The organism is Bacillus tianshenii (genome assembly GCA_020524525.2).
GTDB lineage: Bacteria > Bacillota > Bacilli > Bacillales > Bacillaceae_N > Bacillus_AV.
The window spans coordinates 357,788-381,976 of record CP129018.1; the positions used below are offsets into that span (position 1 = coordinate 357,788).

Below are 24,189 nucleotides of genomic sequence, written 5' to 3' on the forward strand. Positions count from 1 at the left end.
TTTTATATCAATAAGGTATGTATGAGAGAAAGTATCGGTATAGACAAACGTGAGTGTTATTCGACATTTTTCGATAAAAAGTAAAAACAGCGGAAGCATTTTGCTTTCGCTGTTTCGTCAAGTTTCGTTCAGTCGATCATCATTTTATATGGGTTTTCTAGCAGTTGTTTCAAAGCGGCTAGAAATTCACTTGCAGGGGCACCGTCTAGTACACGGTGGTCAAAGGTGAGACTGAGAGGTAATATTTCTCGTCGCTCCAATTCATCACCACGGTAGACTGGTGTAGACTCAATTGTACCGACACCAAGAATGCCTGCTTCAGGAGGGTTAAGAACTGGCGTGAAGTATTCAATACCATAGTGACCAAGACTTGTGATTGAAAAGGTTGAGCCATTCATTTCTTCAGGCTGTAAATCTCCAGAGCGGGCACGCTTGCTTAATGAACGAATTTGCTGTGCAAGTTGTTTAATTGAACATGTTTCGGCGTTACCAATCACAGGTACCATTAAACCATTTTCAAGCGCAACAGCAATTCCTAAATGAACATCTTTAAATTCGTAAATTTTTCCATCAATATATGCACTATTCATATTCTTGTGGCTTTGTAAGGCTAGGGTAACTGCTCGGGCAATAAAATCTGTAATCGAAAGTTTTACATCACCTTCTTGAAGGTTTTCACGAAGTTTCTTCTGGATCGCCATTAGGTCGGTTACATCTGCTTTTGATGTAAGGGTTAGTTGTGCGCTTTGCTGTAGGCTATCAAACATTCGATTGGCAATGACCTTGCGCATACCTGACACAGGTTTTATTTCAGCTTCAGCTGTTGTTGCTTGTTGTGGAGAAGCAGGTTGTGTAACAGGTTCTTTAGATGGTGTAGGCTCTGGTTGTTCATTTATTTTCTTTTCGACGTCAGCACGTGTAATACGCCCCTTTGGTCCTGTACCACTGATGCTTTCGATTTCAATATTATTTGCCTTCGCGAGCTTTCGGGCTGCAGGGGAAATTCGAGCTTTTCCTTTTGGTGGTGCTGGACTTTTCTTAGGTGGAGCAGGAGTGTCGAGTACTGCTACAGCTTCTCCAGCTGCTTGCTTTGATTCTTCATTTGCTGGTGCCGCAACTGTAGGCTCTATATCTTCTCCTTGAGCTCCTATGTAGCCGATTGGTTTTCCCACAGGCACAACCTCATCTGTTTGTGCTGCAATATTGATTAGAAATCCATCTTCAGGGGCTTCAATATCTTTTTCGATTTTATCTGAACTAATAACGGCAACAGGCTCGTTCTTTAAGACTTCTTCATTCTCTTGTTTCAGCCATTCGATTATTGTCCCTTCCTTCATGCTCATACCAAGCTTTGGCATAATGATTTGGGTTGCCATTTTGATTGCTCCTTTCAGATGATAATTAGAAGAAGAGCGTGGGGGAGAAGCACGCTCTTCTTTTTCTCTTAAACGGCCATCGTTTCATCACCGATGATTTCACCGACAACGGCGATCACTTTTTCTTTTGAAGGTAAATAGAGATCTTCTAATGCAGGTGAGAATGGAACAGGTGTATGTGGTGAAGTAATCATCTTAATTGGTGCATCTAAGTAATCAAATCCTTTATCAGCAACCATTGCAGCAATATCTGTAGCTGCACTGCATCGTGGTGTCGCTTCATCTAGAACAATTAAGCGTTCTGTTTTCATGACTGACTGAAGGATTGTTTCTTCATCTAATGGTGAAAGTGTACGAGGGTCGACAACTTCAACACTTATTCCTTTCGCCTCTAGGGCTTGGGCCGCATCGAGTGCGGTATGAACCATTTTTCCAATCGCGACAATTGTTAAATCCTCGCCTTCTCGCTTAATATCAGCTTGTCCGAATGGGATACGGTAGTCTCCCTCAGGTACTTCTCCTTTAAGCGTGTAAAGAGTTTTATCTTCAGAGAAAATAACTGGATCATCATCAAAAATCGATGTCATAAGCAGACCTTTTGCATCAGCAGGTGTTGAAGGTACGACTACTTTGATGCCAGGGATATGGGTGAATACACCATACAAGCTTTGAGAGTGTTGGGCAGCGGCGCGAAAGCCTGCGCCATGCGTCGTTCTGACGGTAAGCGGTACTTTTGCCTTTCCACCGAACATATAACGAAGCTTTGCACCTTGGTTCATCACTTCATCTAGACAGCTGCCGATGAAATCATTGAACATTAACTCTGCGATCGGGCGCATCCCAGTTGCAGCAGCTGATACGGCTGCACCCATGTAGCCTGCTTCTGCAATCGGAGTATCAAGGATACGGTTTCTGCCAAACTCTGTAACGAGTCCTTTCGTAACACCGAGAACACCGCCCCATGCTTCATCATCTTGTAAGTGGTCTACTGATGCGCCACCAGCTACATCTTCACCGAGTAAAATAACATCCTCATCCTGTCGCATCGCTAATTTCATCGCTTCATTAATGGAATCTGCAAAAGAAAGTTGTCTTGTCAAAAGAACCACTCCTTCCATAAATTTTGTTTAACACTTATTTATAAGAGACATAGACATCTGTATACAGCTCTTCAGGGGATGGATCAGGACTGCTTTCTGCGAATTCGACTGCTTTCTCTACCGCTGTTTCAACGTTGTTGTCAATGTCAGAAAGCTCATTTTCACTTACGAGAGATTGATTGATGACAAATTTACGGAAAAGCTCAATCGCATCAAGTTCACTTGTATGTTCCGTTTGTTCTTCGTCTGTTTTGTAAGTTTGCGCATCGCCTTCAAAGTGACCATAATTTCGGAATGTCTTACATTCAATTAGTGTTGGCCCTTTCCCAGCCCGAGCTCGCTCAATTGCTCGTTGGGCTGCTTCATAGACAGCGACGACATCTTTTCCATCGACAATTTCACCTGGAATGTTGTAAGCAGCCGCTCTGTCTGCAATGTTTTCGCAGGATGAAGCATAATTGAAAGGAGTTGCCTCTCCATATCCGTTGTTTTCAGCAATAAAAATAACAGGTAGGTTCCAAATAGCGGCTTGGTTAATGCCTTCATGGAAGGTGCCGTGATTATTTGCCCCATCACCAAAGAAGCACACAGAAACACCGCCTGTTTGTTTTAACTTTGCGGTTAGACCTGCACCAGTTGCTAATGGAAAGCCACCACCGACAATCCCGTTTGCTCCAAGCATCCCTTTTTCAACATCGGCAATATGCATGGACCCACCTTTTCCATTACAGAGTCCTGTGCTTTTCCCATATATTTCTGCCATCATTCCGCTTAAGTCGCACCCTTTAGCAATACAGTGGCCGTGTCCGCGATGGGTACTTGTAATCGCATCTTTATTGTCAAGGTGGGCACAGACACCGACCGCAATCGCTTCTTCACCTGCATACAAGTGAACGAACCCTGGAAGAATGCCTGTGCTGAACTTCTCGTGAACCTTGTCTTCAAAACGACGTATTTCGCACATCTTTTCATACATCCATTTCGCCTTTTCTGTTGTCAATGCCGGCTTCTCAACTGGTTGTGATAATGCCATTCATTATGTCCTCCTTTAGCAAATGTTTTCATTTAGTAGAAGTTTGGGAAGGGGAAAAGTAGTGTTTTTCACCTTTGTCCTTAATAATGCAATTTCCGTGCCAAAACAGAAAACGCTTACATAACGGAATTTTCAGACAAAATGAATGGTTTGAGGTGAAACAATTTGCATCACTGTGTCAATTTGTTTCATATTGTTTCAAAGACTAGAGCTTATATTTCTTCATTTTACGATATAAAGTGCTTCTAGAAATATTTAAAGACTGTGCTGTATTTGTAATGTTTCCATCTTGATGATGAAGAGCTGAGATGATTTTCTCTTTTTCACGCTGTTCTCGATAATTAAGCTGGATTGATTGCTGTTGTTCAGATGCCGACATACTATTAGCGGGTGTGAATAAAACAGATTGGAGGTCGAGATTAACAAGTAGATCATTCTCATACAGCACTCTCAGCCGATTAAGCACAGTAAAAAGCTCACGCACGTTGCCCGGCCAGTGATAGTCTTTAAATTGAGCAAGAAGCTTAGGTGGAAAATGCACCTTCCAGCCATGCTTGGAGCAATAATAATTAATAAAGTCGGATATATCCGCTTGTCGGTCTCTAAGCGCAGGAATTTGAATCGGAAATCCATAGATACGGTAGAAAAAATCTTCCCGAATTATCCCTTCATTTACAAGTGTCTGCAAATTTTTATGAGTAGCTGTGATGAGCCGAATATTCAAAGGAACCCCATTCGTAGCTCCGACGGGAATGACTTCTTTTTCTTGTAACACGCGTAGAAGGGCAACTTGCATATCATGTGGGATTTCCCCAATTTCATCGAGAAAAATTGTTCCGTAATTGGCTTGTTCAAGCTTGCCCATATGTCCATTTCGTTTAGCTCCTGTAAAGGCCCCAGGTGCGTAGCCGAACAATTCGCTTTGGAGTAAGTTATCTTTGATTGCTCCACAGTTTACGGCTATAAATGGTTCGTTTCGGCGTGGACTGTTCTCATGGATTGCTCGCGCCAAGATTTCTTTACCAGTTCCCGTTTCCCCATGAAGGTGAACTTCGATCTCTGTCTTTGCGACTTTCTCAGTGTGTTTTAACGTGTGTAAAAAGGAAGGTGTTGAGCCAATGACACCTTTGAAATGAAAAGTTGAAATAGGTGTAGGAGATAGCGGTCTTGCCTTTACATTGAGTTCGACGAAATAACCAATAATTCGGTTGTGTCTGGAAGAGTAGAGTGGTGTTCTTGATTGAATCTCTGTTTTGTTGTTTGGTAGTTGGTCTATTGAAAGGTTTTCATTCACAGGTAACAACTCTTTGCATTGTTCGTTTGTATACAGAATTCGCTCTTTGTAGTTGCAAAGAAGTGTCGGACATTGAGATAGGTGGGCATGTTCAATGTATGTCATTAACTCAAGCTCATCTTCTTTTATATTCTGTAGCCAGCGTTTTTCGATTGAATACGCCGCCATGACAATAGTGGCAAGCAGTCTTTCGTGTGGAATATCTTCAATAAGACCTGAAATATCAAATAAACCGACGATCTCTCCTTCTTCATCATGGATTGGAGTCGCTGCACATGTCCATTGGTGTGAAGCAACTGAATAATGTTCATTTCCTATAACGGTAATTGGCTCGTCTATGCGAAGAGCTGTACCGATAGCATTTGTGCCAACTTGTTCCTCAGTTCATTGCACACCTTCAGTAAAGTTAATCGTTTTTGCTTTACTAATTGTTGGTCCATCACCGAGCATTTTCAGTACATATCCTTCTCGGTCAATTAATAATGTAATCGCTTGAGAAGGGCTCATGAGTTGATTTAACTTTTGGAGACTTGGGATGGCTGATTCAATTAACAGTTGATTTTTTTGTTTTTGTTTCATTAGTTCATTCTGAGTGAGGATTGTCTTCCCAACCCCATCAAATGGATTGACAATTGCATGTCGGCAGTGGTACCACGATTCTTCTATTCGGTTATTGATCCGGTTTGTATCAAGTACACCTTCTGTGACAAAACGTTTCCAAACATCTTTCTTGAGTGGTTGATTTAACACTATTTCACCTCTTTTAACCTTGTAATCTTATCAATTATCTTACTATGACAAGGTATAAAGTGAAAAGGTACATGAAAAACAAAAGGGCAAGAAATTTATCGAATAAAGGCGAATGAAATAGACCTTTTGTAGGATCTCCTCATATGGTATTAAGAATAATTAACATGGGGGGCTACAAATGAAGATTTCACGCTTGTTGACAATTATTGTAATAGCGGCATTTCTGTTTTCTGGACTTGCTGTGACGTTTCTATTATTTTTTCATTTTAGTTTTGACGAAAGTAATGAGTTGAAGGATATTCGGAATGAAACTGTAGAGCTTGGCAATAAACTGGCCAACGCCTCTGAATATTTAACAAGAGAAGCGCGTTTGTATGCAGTTACAGGTGATAAAGAGCATGTGGATAACTATTGGAAGGAAGTCAATGAAACAAAAACAACAGACCACGTTGTTCAGCGTTTAAAGGAGTTAGGTGCTAAGCCAGAAGAGTTAGCTTTAATTGAGGAAGCAAAAAATAACTCTGATGCCTTAGTGAAGGTAGAAGAACAAGCAATGGAAGCAGTGATGTCAGGGGATATGGCTCTAGCTCAACAGCTTATGTTTGGAAATATATATAATGAAAGTGTAAAGAGCATTATGGAGCCGATTCATCAATTTCAAAACCAAGTTCACGAGCGAACAAATAAAGAATCTGCACAAGCGTTAGCGCAGGCTGAAGCTCAGTTATTTGCTGTTATAGGTAGTATTCTGATGTTAATTCTCATTGTCTTAGGTTCGTCTTTCGTTTTAATTAAGCGTTTGAAGCCGATTGGTGAAGTTGCGAAAGCGATGGAAGAAGTAGCGGGCGGAAACTTTGCAATTCATGAATTGGATATTAAGACAAATGATGAGATTGGTATGCTGTCACAAGCGTTGAACAAGATGATTAGAGACTTAAGCAACATAGTAACAAGTGTGTATGATTCGTCGCACCGTGTTGCAGCCGCTTCTGAACAACTAACAGCAAGTTCCCAACAGTCTACTTCTGCGGCTGAACAAATGGCGAAGATTGCAAATGAATCCTCACGTGGAGCAGCACAGCAGCTAACGAATGTGAAGGAAGTATCTTCTTCAATGGATGAAATGTCAAGCGGCCTTCAGCAAATTGCTGAAAGCACAGAGGGTATGCTTTATTCATCGGAAAAAGCTTCTACCTCTTCGAAGAATGGGTCACAATCTATTCATTCTGTCGTGAAACAAATGAATGATATCAGTACCTCCGTTCGCAATACGTCTATGATCATTGAAAAATTAGGTGTGCACTCTAATGAGATCGGCCAAATTACAGAATTAATCACTGATATTGCTGATCAAACTAACTTACTAGCATTAAATGCCGCAATTGAAGCAGCTCGAGCTGGTGAATATGGAAAGGGTTTTGCCGTTGTTGCTGATGAAGTACGAAAGCTTGCTGAGGAATCTAAGAAATCAACTGACAAAATCACGAACATCATTACGTCGATCCAAAATGAAACAGAAGCAGCTGTCCGCTCAATGGACCAAGGAAATAATAAGGTTCAAACCGGCTTAACACTGACAAGTAATGCAGAAGGTTCGTTTAAGGAAATTGAACAATCCATTGAGGATGTAATAGGCAGAGTACAAACTGTTTCAGCCGCCATTGAAGAAATAAATGCTGTAAGCGAGGATATCGTCCGTGCTGTCAGCCAAGTGAAAGAAATTGCTGAAACAAGTAGTTCATCAAGCTATGAAGCAGCCAGTGCGTCCGAGCAACAGCTTGCATCAATGGAAGAAATCACATCTTCAGCTGAATCGTTATCAGCATTGGCGAATGAACTGCAGACCTTGATGAGTCAATTTAAGCTAAGAGGCAGCGAGCATGAGTAAGGTGATCGTTTGTGCAGTAGGAAATGAAAAGGTGGTTAGCTTAAGTACCCCTGCTTTTTTCATATAATAGGGGTTTTTTTTACAAAGAATAGGGATATTTCCCGATAGCCTATTCGACAAATTTACTATATGATTAACATTAATAAGTAATGTGAGAGCAAGCTTCCAATTTGAAAGGGAGGGGAACCACATGAATATCGAAAAGAAGGATCATCCTATCATTACGAAATGTTTGAACCATCTTCAGGTTGTAGGTGCCGATTACAAGATTCAACAGCTTGTTTATATGTATATGAAGGAATTGAGTGTTAAGCTGGATGACAAACAAACAGACAAAGTTTTACAAAAAAAAGAAAACATGCCTCAAGCCTAGACTCCACACCTTTTTTCCTCACGAAAGACGTTTATTAAAGTAATAAAAAGCTAAAAAACTCCTTAAGCAAAAGAAAACCTTTCCTTTAAGGTTCGAATTGTTTTGAGGAGTTTTTCTATTTTGTCTATAATTGATTGTTAATGACCATACGTTCACTCGAATGGTATGGTTCAGGTATATTAGAGTAAAGATAAGAATATCATTCAAAATTATTACAGGAATTTCTGATTGGACATCCAGGTTCATATAAAACGTTTTTTCGTAAAAAAGGAGTGGGAGGATGGACGAGAAGGAATTAGAAAAAGAACAACATCGTCTTCAAGAGGTTACAAAACAAATTGCACAACGAATAAAAAAGTTTGAAAAGAGAACAGGTGGACGAAAAGAAGATGTAAGCTTTTTACGTCGTACCTTTTGGGACGATGTGAAAGTAAACCTTGATGATGCACATGAAGCAGCTGAGACATATGCGAGTATGAAACAACAGGCTGAGCTGTTAGCTGAACGTGAACGAAGCAGCTTGCAGGCTGAGCAGCAATTGAAGGCATTACATCGGTTGAAAGAGTCTCCTTATTTTGGGCGGATTGATTTTACTGAGGAAGGTGAACAGGAGACTGAACAGATCTATATCGGGACATCCTCTTTCATGGATAAGAATGAGGAAGATTTCTTGATTTATGATTGGCGTGCCCCAATTTCCAGTCTTTATTATGATTATGGACCAGGCCCAGTTGTGTATGAGACACCATATGGTCAGATGAAAGGCGAAATGGATAAGAAGCGGCAGTATGTCATTCGCAACGGGGAAATGAAGGCGGTGTTTGATACAGGCGTTACGATCGGTGATGAAATGCTTCAGCAAGCCCTTGGCACGAATGCAAGCTCGCAAATGAAAAGCATTGTGGCAACTATTCAGCGTGAACAAAATCAAATCATTCGGAATGAAAAAGACAAGATTCTCGTTGTTCAAGGTGCGGCTGGAAGCGGTAAAACATCAGCTGCATTGCAGCGTGCCGCGTATTTGTTATATCGGTTTCGCGGTTCGATGGAGGCTGAACAAATTGTCCTATTCTCGCCAAATCCACTCTTTTCTAGCTATGTGGCCAATGTATTACCTGAGCTTGGTGAAGAAAACCTTCAGCAAACGACCTTTCAAGAATATGCGGAGCAGCGATTAGGAAAGCGATTTAAGCTTGAAGGGCCCTTTGAACAGATGGAAGTTTCCTTAAAACGATTAGCCACTCCAGAATATCAAACACGGATGCAATCAATGGAACAGAAGGCTTCTCTCGTATTCAAAGAACATATTGAGCGGTATATGCACAGCTTGTTAACAGAAGGGATTGTCTTTCGAAATATTACATTTCAAGGGCGTGTGATCATACCGGCGGAACGTATAAAACGATATTTTTATCAGCTTGACCCTGCAATTCATTTAACAAATCGAATACAAGTAGTGTCAGAATGGCTGCTAGAAGAGCTTCGTACGATTGAAGTGGAAGAGCGAGAGAAGGAATGGGTGCAGGAGGAAATTGAACTTCTTAGTCAAGAAGACTTAGTGAAAGCCTATCAGAAGCTGCAAGAAAATAAGCGTTTTTCAATTGAAACCTTTGATGACTTTGAACGTGAAACGAAGCTTCTTTCCAAGCTTGTTGTAAAACGCCGCTTTAAGCCGCTGAAACAGAAGGTAAAGCGGAAAGTATTTTTGAATTTGCGAAAGATTTATATCAATATGATGGAACAGCTCCCACAAGAATGGCAGGCAATCACAAAGCAAACAGTCGAAAGCTTTAAGCAAAGAAAAATGTTTTATGAAGATATTACACCGTTTCTCTATATGGAGGATTGTTTGAAGGGAAGAAGAGCTCAGCCGACTGTTCGACACGTCTTTCTAGATGAGGCCCAGGATTATTCGGCATTCCAATTTGCCTACATTCGACAGCTGTTTCCAAACAGCCAATTTACGCTACTTGGCGATATGAACCAAGGGTTGTTTAATCATACGCTGAGTGGTAAAGGGGTTCTATCTAAGGCAGACACAGCTTCGCAATCAATTGGAACGATTTCATTGTTGAAAAGCTACCGTTCAACTCGGCAAATTGTTGAATTCACAAAGGCGTTTGTGGAAGGTGGAGAGAGAATTGAACCATTTAACCGTGATGGTGATTTGCCAGTGCTGCATAGTGTGAAGACTGTTAATGAACAACAGCGCAAGATGATTGAGCAAATTGAGCTGTTGAAAGAGAAGGGGCATGAAACAATTGCGGTTATTTGTAAGACGATGCAAGAGACAATGGATGCCTTTTATATGCTGCTTGAATATATGGATGTGCATCGTATTGACAGTGAAACAGCCATTATGCCTAAAGGGGTTATCGTTCTGCCTGTCTATTTAGCGAAAGGTATTGAGTTTGATTCGGTCATTATTTACAACGCATCTGAAACAGTATATGACAAAGATGAAGATCGAACATTTCTTTATACAGGTTGTACGAGGGCAATGCACGAATTACACGTATTTTCCCTTGGTTCCCCAACGTCTATTATTGATGATGTACCCAAAGATAAATATAAAAAGGAATAATCTAAAAAAAGTCACCTACTCATAAGAGGGAGGTGATTTTTTGATTTATAAGAAAATTATAGAAAAAATTGAGTTGATTATTCTGTAAGTTGTATATAATTGTTTTATGTTAGGGGGGAAATGGGTGTTTCATGTATTGTTTTTTAACTTTACAATCGTTGTATCATTTTTATTTTTGGTGAGTATTGTTAATAAATACGTTAGTAAAGAACGAAACATGAAATTAAGAAAGCTTATTTTATTTGGAATAGTATTTGGGGTACTAGGAATTATTTTAATGTATTATTCCATTCAAGTTACAGATACAATTATTGTAGATTTACGCCATCTCGCAACAATATTAGTTGCTGTGTATGGAGGGATGATACCTGCATTAATTTCTGCTGTCATTATTTCAATTAGTCGTATTGTTTTTTACGGTGCAACAAGTGCAGGAATGATTGCTTCTATGTTGATGATATGTATTGGAGTAAGCGGTGGATTGCTGTTTCGGTTGAAAGTAAGTCGTTTTTATAAGTTTCACATTATGAATATTGTTAGTCTAGTCATTATTTTTATAGCTTTAATGATTAATTTAGGTAATTTTCAAGCAGTCATTGAGGTTTATAAGTACTCATTTTTTATTTCGTTTTTTGGTGGTTTTTTTATTATCAGTGTAGCGGAATATCTTTATCAAGCACAAAAGTTTGAAGACAAATTGCTTCGTACGTCATCTCGATTATCTACATTAATTGAAAGCTTACAATCTGGGATATTACTTGAGGATGAAGGAAGAAGAATTAGAATTGTAAACGATAGATTTTGCAAAATGTTTAATTTGCCGTTTTCCCCTAAGTTCCTAGTAGGTCAGGATTGCTTAGAATTAGTCCAGAGAGCGAAAGGCTATTTTAAAGACCCTGAGCTCTTTGAACATACGATTGAACAGTGTATTAAGGATAAAAAAGTCGTAACAAACATCCCAATACAGCTTAATAATGAGGTCCATTTAGAGCTTGATTTTGTACCAATTTATAAAGATAAGTTGTATCTTGGACATTTTTGGAATTATAGGGATGTGACAGAGCGTGTTCAAACAACTCAAAGATTAAGAGAGTTAAGCCTTGTTGATGGTTTAACACAAGTTTCAAATAGACGTTTTTTTGACCTCACTATAGAAAAAGAAATGAATGGTTCAAATGAAAAGGGCACGCCGCTTTCACTTATTTTATTTGATATTGATTACTTTAAGAAATACAACGATACATATGGGCATAGTATGGGGGACCAAACATTAATCCAAGTTGCAAAGGTAGCAGCACAACAAGTTGAAGCTTATGGGCATGTATGTCGGTATGGAGGGGAAGAGTTTGCTATTATTTTGCCTAATACCGATACCCAGCAAGCAAAGCAGATCGGAGAACAGCTACGAAATGCGATTAACGCAGTGCAGATTCCTCATCACTCTTCTGAGATTGCCCCCCATATTACAATAAGCTTAGGCCTCACTTCGGAAGTAGTAGAGAAAGGAAGACAAAAAGAGGGTTTAATTGAAAAAGCCGATCAAGCCTTATATGAGTCGAAAGCAAAAGGACGAAATGTATTATCCATATGCGAGTGAAAAAATAAGCCCTGCCCATTGAAAGGCAGGGCTGTTACTTTATTGCGCTGGGATGCTTCCACCATAAAAACTCCTTTAACCTTAACCTGTTAAGGTTCTCTTCTTTTCGTAGTGTGAACCTTCCCTTTACCTGATTTTCAACCACTGTTTATACGGTTATTAAGTCGGCCTTCAAGGTTTACTTTGGACGTTACATAAACATTAAACTAAACAGGCCCTTAACAAAGGCTTAAGAATTTTCATATGACCTCGTTAAAGTGATGAATATCACAACAAAAATCACCATTTAATTTTATCATTGTGGTTATAAACGGTTGTTTTCTAAATGGGTTGCTACGTTAACAATATTTTAAAAAGAAATTAACTTTACCATAGAAAAAGGTCAAAATTTAGCCAAAAATGTCGATATTTTATGCAGTTATTACTTTGAACGATGGGGGATGTAAGATGAAAATGCCGAATCGAAAAAGCCTAGTCTATCAATTAGGCTTGCTTATCGTTGGTGTAATTGTCGCAACAGTGTTAATTACAACCATTTCAAGTTACAAATATAGTTATGATAAAGTACGAGAAGCCGCAGGGATTGAATTATATGGATGTGCAAACATTACTACAGGCTTGTTAACACCTGAAGATATCACACAGTTAACAAATGGGGACAAGTCGACAGCTGAGCGAATTGGAAAGCTGTTAAATTGGACCTCTGAGCATAAATCGATTTTTGAAACGCAATATATTTTGTCGTTAGATGGAACATTACTGACATTAGATGATAACCTTCGCGGTGATGGTTATGAAATCGGTGACGACTATTATTTAGATCAAGATGCACTAAAAATGGTAACAGAGATGAAACACCCACATTACTCTGATATCTATACGTATGGCGACCGAAGCAGAATGACAGGTTATGCGCCGATCTTTAAAGACCATGACCCAGCTAATGAAGTCGTTGCAATTAGTGCAATTGATTTCGATGGCGGCATTGTGAAAGACAGAACGTGGGAGATGACAAAAGGTGGGATTAGTGCCAGCTTTATTCCAATGGTTATCGCTGCCTTGTTCACGTTTTGGGTATTAAAGAGAAGAACACAGCCAATTTCAGATATGATTGTACAAGCGAAAAAGATGTCTGCTGGTGACTTAGCGATTGAAGATATGAACGTTTCTAAGAATGATGAGATTGGGGAACTAGCCACTGCACTTAATAAAATGAAAGAGAATTTAAAGACATTAATTGGTGGAGTGAAAAATTCTGCTGATGAAATCACGGCTTCATCACAAGAAACAACAGCATCAATAGAAGAGATTTCGTTAACTTTTGATAAAATTAACGACATCGTCAAGCATGTATCTGATGATGCTGAACAAAGTAAAAATTCATCTGTAGAAGCATCAGAAGCATTAGCTGAACTAACAGCTCTCATTGAAACGGCGAAAGAAAAAGCCTTAAATACACAGCAGAATTCAGAAGTAACATCAAACTCAGCGTTAGAAGGCGTAAACAAAGTTCAACAGTTAATTGAGAAGATGAAAGAAATCGAACATAAGACAGATGAAACAGAAGAGATGATTAAGAACTTAGAATTTTATGCTCAAGAGATTGGTAAAATCACGACAACCATTACGACAATAGCTGAACAAACGAATTTACTCGCATTGAATGCATCAATTGAAGCTGCACGAGCAGGGGAACACGGGAAAGGCTTTGCTGTCGTAGCTGAAGAAGTACGGAAATTAGCAGAGCAATCAAACGAAGGTGCACACCAAGTATCAGAATTAACACATCGGATTTCAGATGCGACCCTCAAGTCCGTTCAAGCGATGAAAGAAAGCAAGTCAAAAGTTAAAGAGGGTGTGAACACCGTTTCGGAAACGAATGATTCACTTGCAGAAATACTTAAAGCTGTTGAAATGACAGTCGCTGATATTAAAGTTATTACGGAGATTACAAATGAAGAGGTCGAAACGTCAAATAAAATTGTTGCCTTGGTAGACGAACTTGCAGGAAGTGCTGAGAGTACAAACCAGCACGCACATACTGCCCAAGACGCTACAGAGAAGGTTGTCGCCTCTGTTGAAAACGTGAATACCGTTGCAGAAGAGACAAGCGAGCTGTCTAATTCATTAAATGATTCCATTTCAAGATTTCGGTTTTAAAACGAACTAGGAAAAGAGCTGTCCGTATTGGGCGGCTTTTTTTGTGTTGGGTAAAAAGTTCATTTTATTCGAGAATTCAGAATATTGTGTTGACACAAAAGTGAAGATAACTTATAGTGTAGTCACACCCACTGGTAAAGACAACTGGACATATTGATAACATGTTGTGTTGTCCTAATGGTTGTGGGGAGAATAATATGAGGTGAAATTCATGCTAGCGAATGACGGTATTAATAAAGAAAGTCCATTACCGCTTTATTATCAATTAAAAGAATTACTGAAAAAAGAAATTGATTCAGGTAAGTTGAAGCCTGGAGAGATGATTCCATCTGAAAGAGAATTTGTAGAGATGTTTGAAATTAGCAGACCAACTGTGAGACAAGCTATTAATGAACTGGTTAATGAAGGTGTGTTAAACCGGAAGAAAGGGTTAGGAACCTTTGTTGCAAAACAGAAAATTAGCCAGCAGTTCCTTGAAAACCTTACAAGCTTTCAACATGAAATGGAAACAAAAGGATTGCCTTACTCAACTCGTGTATTGGGTATTAAGACAATTCCATCGAACCCTACTTTAGAAGATGTCTTTGGAGTAACCTATCCAGAGTATATCTACATTGAAAGATTACGGTTTGTAAAAGATACACCAATTGTCGTCGTTTCTACCTATATTCCAAAAGCTTTGGCACCAGGCTTAATCGACGAAGATTTAACAAATGCTTCGTTGTACCAAACGCTCCAAGATAAGTATGGCTTAGAAATAAGTAGAGCGACTCGTATTATGGAAGCTGTAAATGTAACAAATGAAGATGCGAAACGTCTTGAGGTTGAGGTTGGCTCGGCTATTATGTACTTCAAAACAACTGGATTCTTAACAGATGACAGAGCATTTGAATACACAATTGCTCGTTATCGAGGCGATTCAAGTTCGTTTACTGTAAACTTATCCATTTAACTGGTAGGCAGAGAAAGGGTGAGAGATTTGGGAAGTGAGTTAATACTTGCCCATGATATTGGAACAACAGGAAATAAAGCAACATTATTCTCTGATGATGGTTCAATCATTGGCAGTACATTTTATGGGTATGAAACATCTTTTCCAAAGGTCGGGTGGGCTGAGCAAAATCCACTCGACTGGTGGAAAGCTGTCTGTATATCAACGAAACAGCTGTTAAGTAAGTTTGAAGTTAACCCAAATAATATCGCATCCGTGACTTTTAGTGGGCAAATGATGGGATGCGTGTTAGTTGATTATGAAGGGAATCCGCTTCGTAAAGCGATTATTTGGGCAGATATGAGGGCAGAACAAGAAGCGGCCATGCTTAAAGACCAACTCGGCATGGAGAAGGTTTATCGAATAACTGGTCACCGCATCAGTTCTTCTTATTCAGGGGCGAAGTTGAAGTGGATTAAGAATAACCAGCCTGAATTGTATCAACAAGCCTATAAAGCTCTTCAAGCAAAAGATTTTCTTGTTCAGCGGTTAACTGGTCAATTTGCAACGGATTATTCTGACGCCTCAGGAATGAACTTACTGGACATTTCAACGAAGGAATGGTCCGAGGAAATTTTGAAGGCGTGGGAAATTGATGAAGCCATTCTTCCAGATGTTTACCCATCTACTCATGTAATTGGAAAGGTAACAGATAAGGCAGCTGAAGAAACAGGCCTTACTCCAGGAACACCTGTTGTGATAGGAGGTGGAGACGGTTGTTGTGCAGCTGCAGGGGTAGGAGTTGTAGCTGAAGGAGATGCCTTCACCTATATTGGCTCTTCGGCCTGGGTAGCTTTGGCGACAGAAAAGCCGTTATTCGATCCTGAAATGAAAACGTATACATGGGTTCACCTTGATGAGACAAAGTATTCTCCAAATGGAACGATGCAAGCTGCTGGAGCTTCCTATCAATGGATACGAGACCATTTATATAGTAATGAACACAAGCTAGCGAAGCAAAATGATGAAAGTATCTATCATCTTATGAACAACTTTGCGGAACAATCTCCTCCAGGGTCAAATCGATTGCTTTACTTACCATATTTGATGGGTGAGCGAGCTCCACGTTGGAATCCGGATGCTCGTGGAACCTTCCTTGGACTGCATGTGAAACATAATCGCTCAGATATGACCCGGGCTGTTATGGAAGGCGTAACATTTAACTTAAATGTCATTCTGAAAGCTTTGATTCAAGCGGGAGCAAGTATTGATAAAATGTGGATTCTTGGTGGAGCTGCTAAGAGTGATGTATGGAAACAAATATTTGCAGATGTCTATCAATTAGAGTTATCTGTACCACATTTACTTGATGAGGCTACCTCGATGGGAGCTGCTATTACAGGAGCGGTTGGTGTTGGTATATTAAAAGATTTTGAGGAAGCGAAATCATGGGTTTACGAACGAGAAGTGATTAAGCCCAAAGCAGAAAATCAACAAATTTATCAACAATTACATGACATATTCGACCAAAGCTACGAACAGCTGAAGCCGATATATGAACGTCTTGCACATATTAAAGTTGACTAAATTTATCCAAACAGGAGGATTTTTTATGAAGCCGTTTACAACTATTTATAATGATGCTGAATCTTTACTTGACCCGAAAGGACGTATTGTTACTCGCAAGCTTTCACATATGTCGGAAATGTATCAAGACCAACAAGCTGCACAGGAATTGTTGAATGATGACCCGCTTGTTTATGAAGTATTTAATGTTGAAGTCCCGGAAAATGTAGAGCACTTACAGCATTGCTTGACCGTTCTTTATCCGGGAAAAGTAGGGCAGGAATATTTTATGACAAAGGGTCACTATCATGAAGTGTTGAATAGAGCTGAAATCTATTTCTGCTTTAAAGGAGAAGGAAAGCTGGTAATGCAGACAAAGGAAGGTGAGGCTGAAGAAGTTGAAATGAGTCCCGGAACGATTGCATATGTTCCCCCGGCATGGGCTCACCGAACTGTCAATACAGGAAAAAACCCGCTCGTATTTTTCGCTGCTTATCCTGGAGATGCAGGTCATGATTATGGCGAAATTGAGCGCGAAGGATTTCGAAAAATCGTTCTTGATGATACAGGAGGCGTGAAAGTCGTTAATAACCCGCGTTATGATTCATAGAAAAGGAGGCAGACTGAGGTGAAAAAGCGATGGAGAGACCACCATTAATTTTTGATTTAGATGGGACCTTATTTGATGCAGAAAAGCTTGCTTTTGCTTCTTTTAAACAATTAACTGAAGAAATGGTTGAGAAGGGATTTTATCCGAAAAGAGAATGGACTTCTGAGATGTATCGTCATGTTATCGGGATGACCTTTCCAGAACTCTTCAGGTATTTGTTTCCTGGAGCAAATCAACAAGCATTTCACCAGGCAGAAAGCTTATTGGAGGAAATTGAGCAGGACTTTCTTCAAGAAAAGCAGGCAGGGAATTTATTTCGTGATGTAACTGAAACATTAATGCTTTTGAAAGAACAAGGCCACGCCTTATATATTGCAAGTAACGGTGGTGCAATGTATGTGCCTACGGTTTTACGTGTAAGGGAAATTTATCATCTATTTGACGGTGTATACTGCTGTGGTCTTCACAAGACGAGCTGTAAGGAAGAGTTGGTTGAGCTTCTATTGAAAGAACATAATTTATCGTCTGAAACGATTATGATCGGTGATCGAACATCTGATATTACAGCAGGAAAGTTCAATCATCTAAGAACAATCGGCTGTCTATATGGCTTTGGTGGAGAGGCGGAGCTGCAAGAAGCTGACGTTTTCATTTCTGAATTTAGTGAGCTGCCTCATACGATTCAAACATTAACGAATATGAAAGAATAAGGGAGGCATGTTACCTTGAAGAAAGTGCTGATTACCCCAAGGTCATACGGGTTGTTTTCACAGGATATCCTACAGTCTTTTCCTGCCGATGAATATAAAGTAATTCGTGATAAAGGGCCTTTTAATGAAGATGAGTTAGGTGAGAGGTTGCAAGGTGTCCACGGTCTTATTGTTGGAACAGACCAAGTTACTCGAAAAGCACTAAAGCATGCTGGTGATTTGGAGATAATCGTAAAGTATGGTGTTGGTGTAGATAATATTGATATGGATTATGCCGCAGATAAAGGAATTGTTGTGGAAAATACACCTGGCGTTAACACAGAAGCGGTCGCAGATTATACGTTTGGATTATTGTTAATGCTTGCAAGACAGGCTCATCTTAGTGATATGGAAATTCGCAATGGCGATTGGAAAAAGCGTGTTGGCCAAGAAATTTATGAAAAGAATATTGGTATATTAGGGCTCGGAGCAATTGGAAAAGCAATCGCCAAACGCGCTACAGGGTTTGATATGAATCTGTTTGCTTATGACCTTTACAAGGATGAAGCATTTGCTGAACAATACGAACTTACATATCTAGAATTAGATGAAGTTATTGAACAAAGTGATATTCTTTGTATCCATTTGCCGCTTAATAAAGAAACGAAACATCTCATAAATGAAGAACGATTAACGAAAATGAAGTCAAGCGCCTATATTATTAATACAGCGCGCGGAGGAATCATTGATGAACAAGCTTTGTATGAAGCCTTAAAAGAACGGGTTATTGCCGGAGCTGCACTTGATGTATTTGAGGCAGAGCCATTGAAGGATTCTCCGCTATTAGAATTGGATAATATCATTCTTACTCCTCATAACGCTTCTGCAAGTCAAGAGGCAACAAATCGAATGACAATACAATCCACCAATAAGCTACTTACTTTTTATCGTGATAGGAGTGTATCGAGTGGAAATTTACATTGATACTGCAAACCTAAACGAAATTAAAAGTGCTGCAGAGTTATTAATTCTTGATGGTGTGACGACAAACCCGTCAATTTTAGCGAAGCAGGCGAAAGTACCAAAGGAGATTCTTAGCGAAATAAACGCTTTAGTGGATGGGAAGGTATGGTACCAAGTAGTAAGTGAACATGCAGATGAGATGTACCAAGAAGCGATGGATATAGTAGAGGTACTTGACCATCCTGTTATAAAGCTTCCGATGGGTCCTGAAGCTTTAAAAGCTTGTAAAGCACTCTCAAGACAGAAGGTTGAAACAAACATAACGCTTGTCTATTCTGCATCTCAAGCGCTTCTTGCTTCAAAATCAGGTGCAACTTATGTAAGTCCTTATGTTGGCAGAATGAATGATATCGGCTGGTCAGGTTATAAGCTAATTGAGGAGATTGTAACATTATTTACTGCTCAAGGAATGGCTACGAAAGTAATTGGCGCAAGCCTTCGTAGTAATCAAGACATTATTGAAATGGGGATGCTCGGTGCAAAAGCTGTAACGATGCCTTACCGTGTACTTTTACAAATGCTCGGACACCCTATGTCTGATAAAGGGCTTACACAATTTCAAAAGGATTGGCAAGGCTATCAAGAACGATTAGGAGAATAGCAGTCTTAAAGAAATAGTAGTCAACTTGCAATTTTCAAAGTCAGAACATTGCGAATTATCAGTTTTATAATAAGAGGAGGATATATGATGAAAAAACGCTTAGGAATGCTTTTTAGCGCTATTGTCTTGTTGTTTGGCCTTACAGCTTGTGGAAATGCAGGTAATGAAGCTTCAGGAAGTGAAGGAGCGGAGAACGGAAAGGGAAGTGGAACAAAAGATATTGCAGTTATCGTGAAAGCGACAGATTCTGGATTCTGGCAAACTGTGTTACAAGGGGCAGAAGCTGCGGGTGAAGAGCTTGGCGATGAAGTAAATGTTATAACAGATGGGCCTCCATCTGAAGCAGATATCGCAAAGCAAGTCTCCATTTTAGAAAATGTTATTACACGTCAACCAGATGGCATTGTAATGGCTTCAACAAGCTCTGATGCAAGTGTACCAGGTATTGAAAAAGCAATGAGCCAAGACATTCCAGTCGTTTTGCTTGATAATCGTGTGAACACTGAGAACTATGTAAGCTTTCTAGCAACAGACAACAAAAAAGGCGGTGCTCTGGCAGCTGAAAAACTGGTAGAGAACTTAGAGGAACAAGGGAAAGAACTGAAAGGTAAGGTAGCGGTTATTAGTGCGATGGCAGGTGTACAAGTCTTAACTGACCGTGATAAAGGCTTTATTGAGAAATTAAATGAACTCGCACCTAATATTGAAGTGCTTGAAACACGCTATGTAAATAACGACATTACCCAAGCATTAGGTGCAGCACAAGATATCTTAACGAGTAACCCGGATTTACTAGGTTTCTTTGCAGATAATAATCATACCGGAATAGGGGTTGCACGCGCAATTAATGAACAAGGGTTAGAGGATAAAGTACCTGTCATTTCTTATGATGCAGATGAAGAGCAAATTAATTCTTTGAAGTCAGGTGCAATTGATGTGTTGATTGTCCAGGATCCATACGGAATGGGTTACAAAGGTGTTATGAGCGTGGTTGATACGCTCGAAGGAAAAGAAGTTAAGAAGGAAGTTGACACAGGCGTAACAGCAGTATCAATGGAAAACTTTGAAGAAGAAAAAGTTCAACAGCTTTTATTCCCAGATAAACGATAAATCGCAATTTCAAAACCCCGCGTTCTGGCATGACTAAGAGCGCGGGAATAAAGGGGAGATGAAGATGCAGAAGCCTTTAGTCCAAATGAAAAGCATTGTGAAGAAGTTCAAGGGGACTGTAGCCCTTAAAGGAATTGACATGGATATTATGCCCGGAGAAATTCATGCTTTATTAGGAGAGAACGGAGCGGGGAAAAGTACGTTGATTAAGATTCTTACAGGAGCTTACACCCCTGAAGAAGGAGAAATTGTTGTTAAGGATAAGGCCTATAATGCTATTCCGATTAAAGAGCTTGAGGACTTAGGAATCGCAGTCGTTTATCAAGATTTAAAGATGGCACCGGGTGTTTCCATTATGGAGAACATTTTAATGGGAAAGATGCCAAAGCACTTTGGACTCCTTGTGAACAAAAGAAAGGCAATACGTCTAACGCAAGATGCTCTTGTAAAAGCAGGAATTCCTGAAGTAGACCCGGCAGAAAAGCTTGGGAACTTAAAAATGGCAGAGCAAGAAATTGTCGCAATTGCCAAAGCGCTATCGAAAAATGCTAACTTATTAATCTTAGATGAACCAACGGCTTTATTGGCAGAGGATGATGTCCAAAAGCTGTTCAAAATCTTAAAAGAACTTGTTGCACGTGGTGTGTCAATTATTTATATTTCACATCGACTTGAAGAAATCTTTCAAGTTTGTGACCGTGTTACGGTTCTTCGTGACGGTAGCAAAATTTGGACAAAGCCAATCGCTGAAATTGAGAATGAAGCTTTAATAGAAGCAATTGCTGGAAAGATGGAAAGTAAAGAAGAAGTCTATTATCCGGCAGAAATAAAAGATGATCTTCTTAAGGTGCATTCCTTATCAAATGAACCTCACTACGAAAATATCTCATTTGCAATTAAGCAGGGTGAAGTTGTCGGGCTGTTTGGTCTTGTGGGCGCAGGAAAGAGTGAATTATTAAAAGGCGTTTTTGGAGCAATGCCTCCAAAGTCAGGAGATATTTATATCAATGGCAAAGAATTCAAGCCGAAAAACCCACGCGATTCAATAAGAAAAAAGATAGGCTTTGTAGCAGAAGACCGAAATACAGAAGGATTCCTTCCTCGCATACCTATTTACCAAAATGCGAATATTGCTTCCTACAAAAATGCTGCAAAATTTGGATTTACTTACCCTAATATAGAGAAAAAAAGAGCGTTAGAAATTATGAAAGATTTTAATGTGAAATATAGCAATTTAGAGCAAGATATCGATGATTTGAGCGGTGGAAATCAACAAAAAATTGTCGTTGCAAAATGGAAAGGAACAGATATCGAAGTATTATTGCTGGATGAGCCGACCGCTGGAATTGATGTCGGCGCACGACGTGATATCTTCAAGGTTTCCCGTCAGCTTGCAGACGAAGGAAAATGTGTTATTTATTGTTCTTCATACTTACCTGAGTTGCTCGAAGTTTGTGATCGGATTTTGGTAATGAGCGAAGGGGCAATTACCGGTGAGTTTACTCGTACAACTGGTTTTGTAGAGAAAGAGATTATGACAGCAGCCTACGCTTAAGAACAGGAGGAATGAACATGTTAAAGAAACTGGCGATTGAAAAGCCGAGTTCATCAGATGGTGCTAAGAAAATCAACTTTGATATGAAACTTTTATTTAAATTATCTTTACCTTTAATTCTTTTATTAATGTGGCTGGTTATTACATTTTTGGAGCCGAGGTTTATGTCATTTAATAATATGGCGAACTTGGGCCGTCAAACTGCGATTATTGCAATTGTAGCGATCGGACAAACCTTTGTCATTATAACGCGTGGGATTGACTTATCCGTTGGTTCGACATTAGGTCTTTCATGTGTAGTATCAGCTCTTTTACTTGTATCGGGCGTCTCTATTCTAGCGACAGTTGTCTTAGTTACGCTCTTAGGTATGATGATCGGACTTTTGAATGGGGTACTTGTGTATGATATGAAGATTACGCCATTTATTGCGACGTTAGGTACGATGACGATGGTGCGCGGGGCCACGCTTATGAGCAGTGAAGGACGAATTATTGCTGGTGTACCGAGTGAATTTACAAGCATCTCTAATTCAACAGTATTCGGGATTCCGTATATGATTTTTATTCTTTTTTTAGTCGGAGTTATTTTCATGGTCGTCCTTCGTTTTACAATCTTTGGTCGTAATTTATTTGCAATTGGCAGTAGTGATGAAGCTGCTCGCCTTTCAGGTGTCAGTGTAAGAAGAACAACCTATGGCGCGTATATGATTTCAGGCGCACTATCAGGTGTGGCAGGAATTCTAATGACATCAAGACTTGCAAGTGGTGTTCCAACTGCCGGTCAAATGTATGAACTTGATGCAATTGCTTCAGCTGTTATTGGTGGGGCAAGTTTATTTGGGGCACAAGGCAGCGTTATTGGTACAGTTATCGGTTCGCTTATTATGTCCTCTCTTCGTAATGCGGGGAACTTATTAGGAATTGAACCTTTCTGGTTGCAGATTGCAATCGGCGCCTTGCTAGTCATTGTTGTTTTCTTTGACCAACTCCAGAAAAATCGAGGCTAAAAGGAGGACGCAAATCTATTGAGTAAAGTAGCGGTATTAGGCAGCTTTGTCGTTGATTTAACAAGTTTTGTGCAACGGCTACCTGAACCAGGTGAAACATTACTAGGCAGTCAATTTTTGATGGGACCTGGTGGGAAAGGTGGAAATCAGGCTGTTGCAGCAAAGCGACTAGGTACAGATGTGCAAATGATCGGCAGAGTTGGTGATGACTTCTTCGGAAAGATGGCCGTCAAGAACTTCGAAAATGAAGGAATCGGTATTAAGCACCTTGTAATTGACGACTCTTATCCAACAGGGACTGCTCAAATCTTAGTTGGAGACGATAGTGAAAATTCAATTGTTGTTGTTTCAGGTGCAAATAAAGCGTTAGATGAACAACAAGTTGAACAAGCGCAATCAGTTATCAATGAGGCCGACCTTTTTCTAACACAATTTGAGCTTGACCTACCTGCAGTGAAATACGGGATTAAATTAGCTGCCAATAAACATAAAACGGTTGTCGTTAACCCTGCACCTGCTCAGTCGTTAGAAGAAGGAATGTACAAGTATATTTCAATTCTTACACCAAATGAAACAGAATTAAGAACGTTAACAAATATGCCTGTTGGTCACCTTGACGAAGTTGAGCAGGCTGCAAAGTGGTTGTGCAAAAAAGGCGTTCAATATGTAGTTGTAACACTTGGCAAAAAAGGTGCCTTACTTGTTAGTGAAGAAAAAACTGAGCACTTTCAAGCAAATCTAGTAGACGCAATTGATACAACAGGAGCTGGGGATGCTTTTAACGGTGGTTTGGTGACAGCCTTAGCTGAAGGAAAAAGCATCGAGGCTGCTATAGAATTTGCTAATGTAGTAGCCTCCTTGTCTGTTCAAAAGTATGGAACAGCACCTAGTATGCCGTATCGTTCAGACTTGAATATATGAGTGAGATTAAGGAGGAAGATT

General features: G+C 39.8%; 20 protein-coding genes. 15 read left to right on the forward strand and 5 right to left on the reverse strand.

Annotated elements, in window-relative coordinates:
- Window positions 1-128 precede the first annotated feature (128 nt).
- The 5 genes from LC040_01710 to LC040_01730 form a co-directional block, all read right to left on the reverse strand.
- Window positions 129-1,376, reverse strand: a complete 1,248-nt coding sequence (locus LC040_01710) for a dihydrolipoamide acetyltransferase family protein (protein ID WLR51645.1) — start codon at window positions 1,374-1,376, stop codon at window positions 129-131.
- A gap of 68 nt (window positions 1,377-1,444) precedes the next feature.
- Window positions 1,445-2,476, reverse strand: coding sequence for an alpha-ketoacid dehydrogenase subunit beta (locus LC040_01715; GenBank protein ID WLR51646.1), 1,032 nt, complete (start codon window positions 2,474-2,476; stop codon window positions 1,445-1,447).
- 34 nt (window positions 2,477-2,510) lie between these two features.
- Entirely contained in the window at window positions 2,511-3,509 is a 999-nt protein-coding gene (locus tag LC040_01720) for a thiamine pyrophosphate-dependent dehydrogenase E1 component subunit alpha (GenBank protein ID WLR51647.1), read from the reverse strand.
- A 205-nt stretch (window positions 3,510-3,714) separates the two neighbouring features.
- A complete protein-coding gene (locus tag LC040_01725; protein WLR51648.1) occupies window positions 3,715-4,908 on the reverse strand; it encodes a sigma 54-interacting transcriptional regulator in 1,194 nt (397 codons plus the stop codon).
- Window positions 4,909-5,187: 279 nt separating this feature from the next.
- Window positions 5,188-5,553 carry a hypothetical protein gene (locus LC040_01730; GenBank protein ID WLR51649.1) on the reverse strand — a complete coding sequence of 122 codons (366 nt, stop codon included), beginning with the start codon at window positions 5,551-5,553 and terminating at the stop codon, window positions 5,188-5,190.
- A gap of 178 nt (window positions 5,554-5,731) precedes the next feature.
- Between LC040_01730 and LC040_01735 the strand changes: the two genes are divergently transcribed.
- The 15 genes from LC040_01735 to rbsK all read left to right on the forward strand — a co-directional run bounded on the left by LC040_01735 (window position 5,732) and on the right by rbsK (window position 24,168).
- Window positions 5,732-7,441, forward strand: coding sequence for a methyl-accepting chemotaxis protein (locus tag LC040_01735; GenBank protein WLR51650.1), 1,710 nt, complete (start codon window positions 5,732-5,734; stop codon window positions 7,439-7,441).
- A 190-nt stretch (window positions 7,442-7,631) separates the two neighbouring features.
- Entirely contained in the window at window positions 7,632-7,814 is a 183-nt protein-coding gene (locus LC040_01740) for a hypothetical protein (protein ID WLR51651.1), read from the forward strand.
- A gap of 280 nt (window positions 7,815-8,094) precedes the next feature.
- Window positions 8,095-10,398 carry an RNA polymerase recycling motor HelD gene (gene helD, locus LC040_01745; GenBank protein ID WLR51652.1) on the forward strand — a complete coding sequence of 768 codons (2,304 nt, stop codon included), beginning with the start codon at window positions 8,095-8,097 and terminating at the stop codon, window positions 10,396-10,398.
- A gap of 124 nt (window positions 10,399-10,522) precedes the next feature.
- Window positions 10,523-11,995: a diguanylate cyclase gene (locus LC040_01750; GenBank protein WLR51653.1), complete on the forward strand. Its 1,473-nt coding sequence runs from the start codon at window positions 10,523-10,525 to the stop codon at window positions 11,993-11,995.
- Window positions 11,996-12,442: 447 nt separating this feature from the next.
- The gene (locus tag LC040_01755) at window positions 12,443-14,155 is read left to right on the forward strand and encodes a methyl-accepting chemotaxis protein (GenBank protein WLR51654.1); all 1,713 of its coding nucleotides are present in this window, start codon (window positions 12,443-12,445) and stop codon (window positions 14,153-14,155) included.
- A 211-nt stretch (window positions 14,156-14,366) separates the two neighbouring features.
- Window positions 14,367-15,107 carry a GntR family transcriptional regulator gene (locus tag LC040_01760; protein WLR51655.1) on the forward strand — a complete coding sequence of 247 codons (741 nt, stop codon included), beginning with the start codon at window positions 14,367-14,369 and terminating at the stop codon, window positions 15,105-15,107.
- Window positions 15,108-15,134: 27 nt separating this feature from the next.
- Window positions 15,135-16,673 carry a xylulokinase gene (xylB, locus tag LC040_01765; GenBank protein WLR51656.1) on the forward strand — a complete coding sequence of 513 codons (1,539 nt, stop codon included), beginning with the start codon at window positions 15,135-15,137 and terminating at the stop codon, window positions 16,671-16,673.
- A gap of 25 nt (window positions 16,674-16,698) precedes the next feature.
- Window positions 16,699-17,262 carry a glucose-6-phosphate isomerase family protein gene (locus LC040_01770; GenBank protein WLR51657.1) on the forward strand — a complete coding sequence of 188 codons (564 nt, stop codon included), beginning with the start codon at window positions 16,699-16,701 and terminating at the stop codon, window positions 17,260-17,262.
- A gap of 29 nt (window positions 17,263-17,291) precedes the next feature.
- Window positions 17,292-17,972: an HAD family hydrolase gene (locus LC040_01775; GenBank protein WLR51658.1), complete on the forward strand. Its 681-nt coding sequence runs from the start codon at window positions 17,292-17,294 to the stop codon at window positions 17,970-17,972.
- A 24-nt stretch (window positions 17,973-17,996) separates the two neighbouring features.
- Window positions 17,997-18,935, forward strand: coding sequence for a phosphoglycerate dehydrogenase (locus LC040_01780; protein WLR53172.1), 939 nt, complete (start codon window positions 17,997-17,999; stop codon window positions 18,933-18,935).
- Window positions 18,919-19,575, forward strand: coding sequence for a transaldolase family protein (locus LC040_01785; protein ID WLR51659.1), 657 nt, complete (start codon window positions 18,919-18,921; stop codon window positions 19,573-19,575). Before LC040_01780 ends, LC040_01785 begins: the two co-directional genes overlap by 17 nt.
- An 84-nt stretch (window positions 19,576-19,659) precedes the next feature.
- Window positions 19,660-20,685: an ABC transporter substrate-binding protein gene (locus LC040_01790; GenBank protein ID WLR51660.1), complete on the forward strand. Its 1,026-nt coding sequence runs from the start codon at window positions 19,660-19,662 to the stop codon at window positions 20,683-20,685.
- Between the two features lie 64 nt (window positions 20,686-20,749).
- Window positions 20,750-22,240 (forward strand): sugar ABC transporter ATP-binding protein, encoded by a 1,491-nt coding sequence (locus LC040_01795; protein WLR51661.1) that lies wholly within the window; start codon window positions 20,750-20,752, stop codon window positions 22,238-22,240.
- Between the two features lie 17 nt (window positions 22,241-22,257).
- Entirely contained in the window at window positions 22,258-23,247 is a 990-nt protein-coding gene (locus LC040_01800) for an ABC transporter permease (GenBank protein ID WLR51662.1), read from the forward strand.
- 18 nt (window positions 23,248-23,265) lie between these two features.
- On the forward strand, window positions 23,266-24,168 hold the full coding sequence (gene rbsK, locus LC040_01805) for a ribokinase (protein ID WLR51663.1): 903 nt from the start codon (window positions 23,266-23,268) through the stop codon (window positions 24,166-24,168).
- The last annotated feature ends 21 nt before the right edge of the window (window positions 24,169-24,189 follow it).

What these genes read in the sequence shown, in the direction of transcription:
- LC040_01710 (WLR51645.1), bottom strand. Translation starts at nt 1,376, where the DNA reads ATGGCAACCCAAATCATTATGCCAAAGCTTGGTATGAGCATGAAGGAA.
- LC040_01720 (WLR51647.1), bottom strand. Translation starts at nt 3,509, where the DNA reads ATGGCATTATCACAACCAGTTGAGAAGCCGGCATTGACAACAGAAAAG.
- LC040_01725 (WLR51648.1), bottom strand. Translation starts at nt 4,908, where the DNA reads ATGACATACATTGAACATGCCCACCTATCTCAATGTCCGACACTTCTT.
- LC040_01735 (WLR51650.1), top strand. Translation starts at nt 5,732, where the DNA reads ATGAAGATTTCACGCTTGTTGACAATTATTGTAATAGCGGCATTTCTG.
- LC040_01740 (WLR51651.1), top strand. Translation starts at nt 7,632, where the DNA reads ATGAATATCGAAAAGAAGGATCATCCTATCATTACGAAATGTTTGAAC.
- helD (WLR51652.1), top strand. Translation starts at nt 8,095, where the DNA reads ATGGACGAGAAGGAATTAGAAAAAGAACAACATCGTCTTCAAGAGGTT.
- LC040_01755 (WLR51654.1), top strand. Translation starts at nt 12,443, where the DNA reads ATGAAAATGCCGAATCGAAAAAGCCTAGTCTATCAATTAGGCTTGCTT.
- LC040_01760 (WLR51655.1), top strand. Translation starts at nt 14,367, where the DNA reads ATGCTAGCGAATGACGGTATTAATAAAGAAAGTCCATTACCGCTTTAT.
- LC040_01770 (WLR51657.1), top strand. Translation starts at nt 16,699, where the DNA reads ATGAAGCCGTTTACAACTATTTATAATGATGCTGAATCTTTACTTGAC.
- LC040_01775 (WLR51658.1), top strand. Translation starts at nt 17,292, where the DNA reads ATGGAGAGACCACCATTAATTTTTGATTTAGATGGGACCTTATTTGAT.
- LC040_01790 (WLR51660.1), top strand. Translation starts at nt 19,660, where the DNA reads ATGATGAAAAAACGCTTAGGAATGCTTTTTAGCGCTATTGTCTTGTTG.
- LC040_01795 (WLR51661.1), top strand. Translation starts at nt 20,750, where the DNA reads ATGCAGAAGCCTTTAGTCCAAATGAAAAGCATTGTGAAGAAGTTCAAG.
- LC040_01800 (WLR51662.1), top strand. Translation starts at nt 22,258, where the DNA reads ATGTTAAAGAAACTGGCGATTGAAAAGCCGAGTTCATCAGATGGTGCT.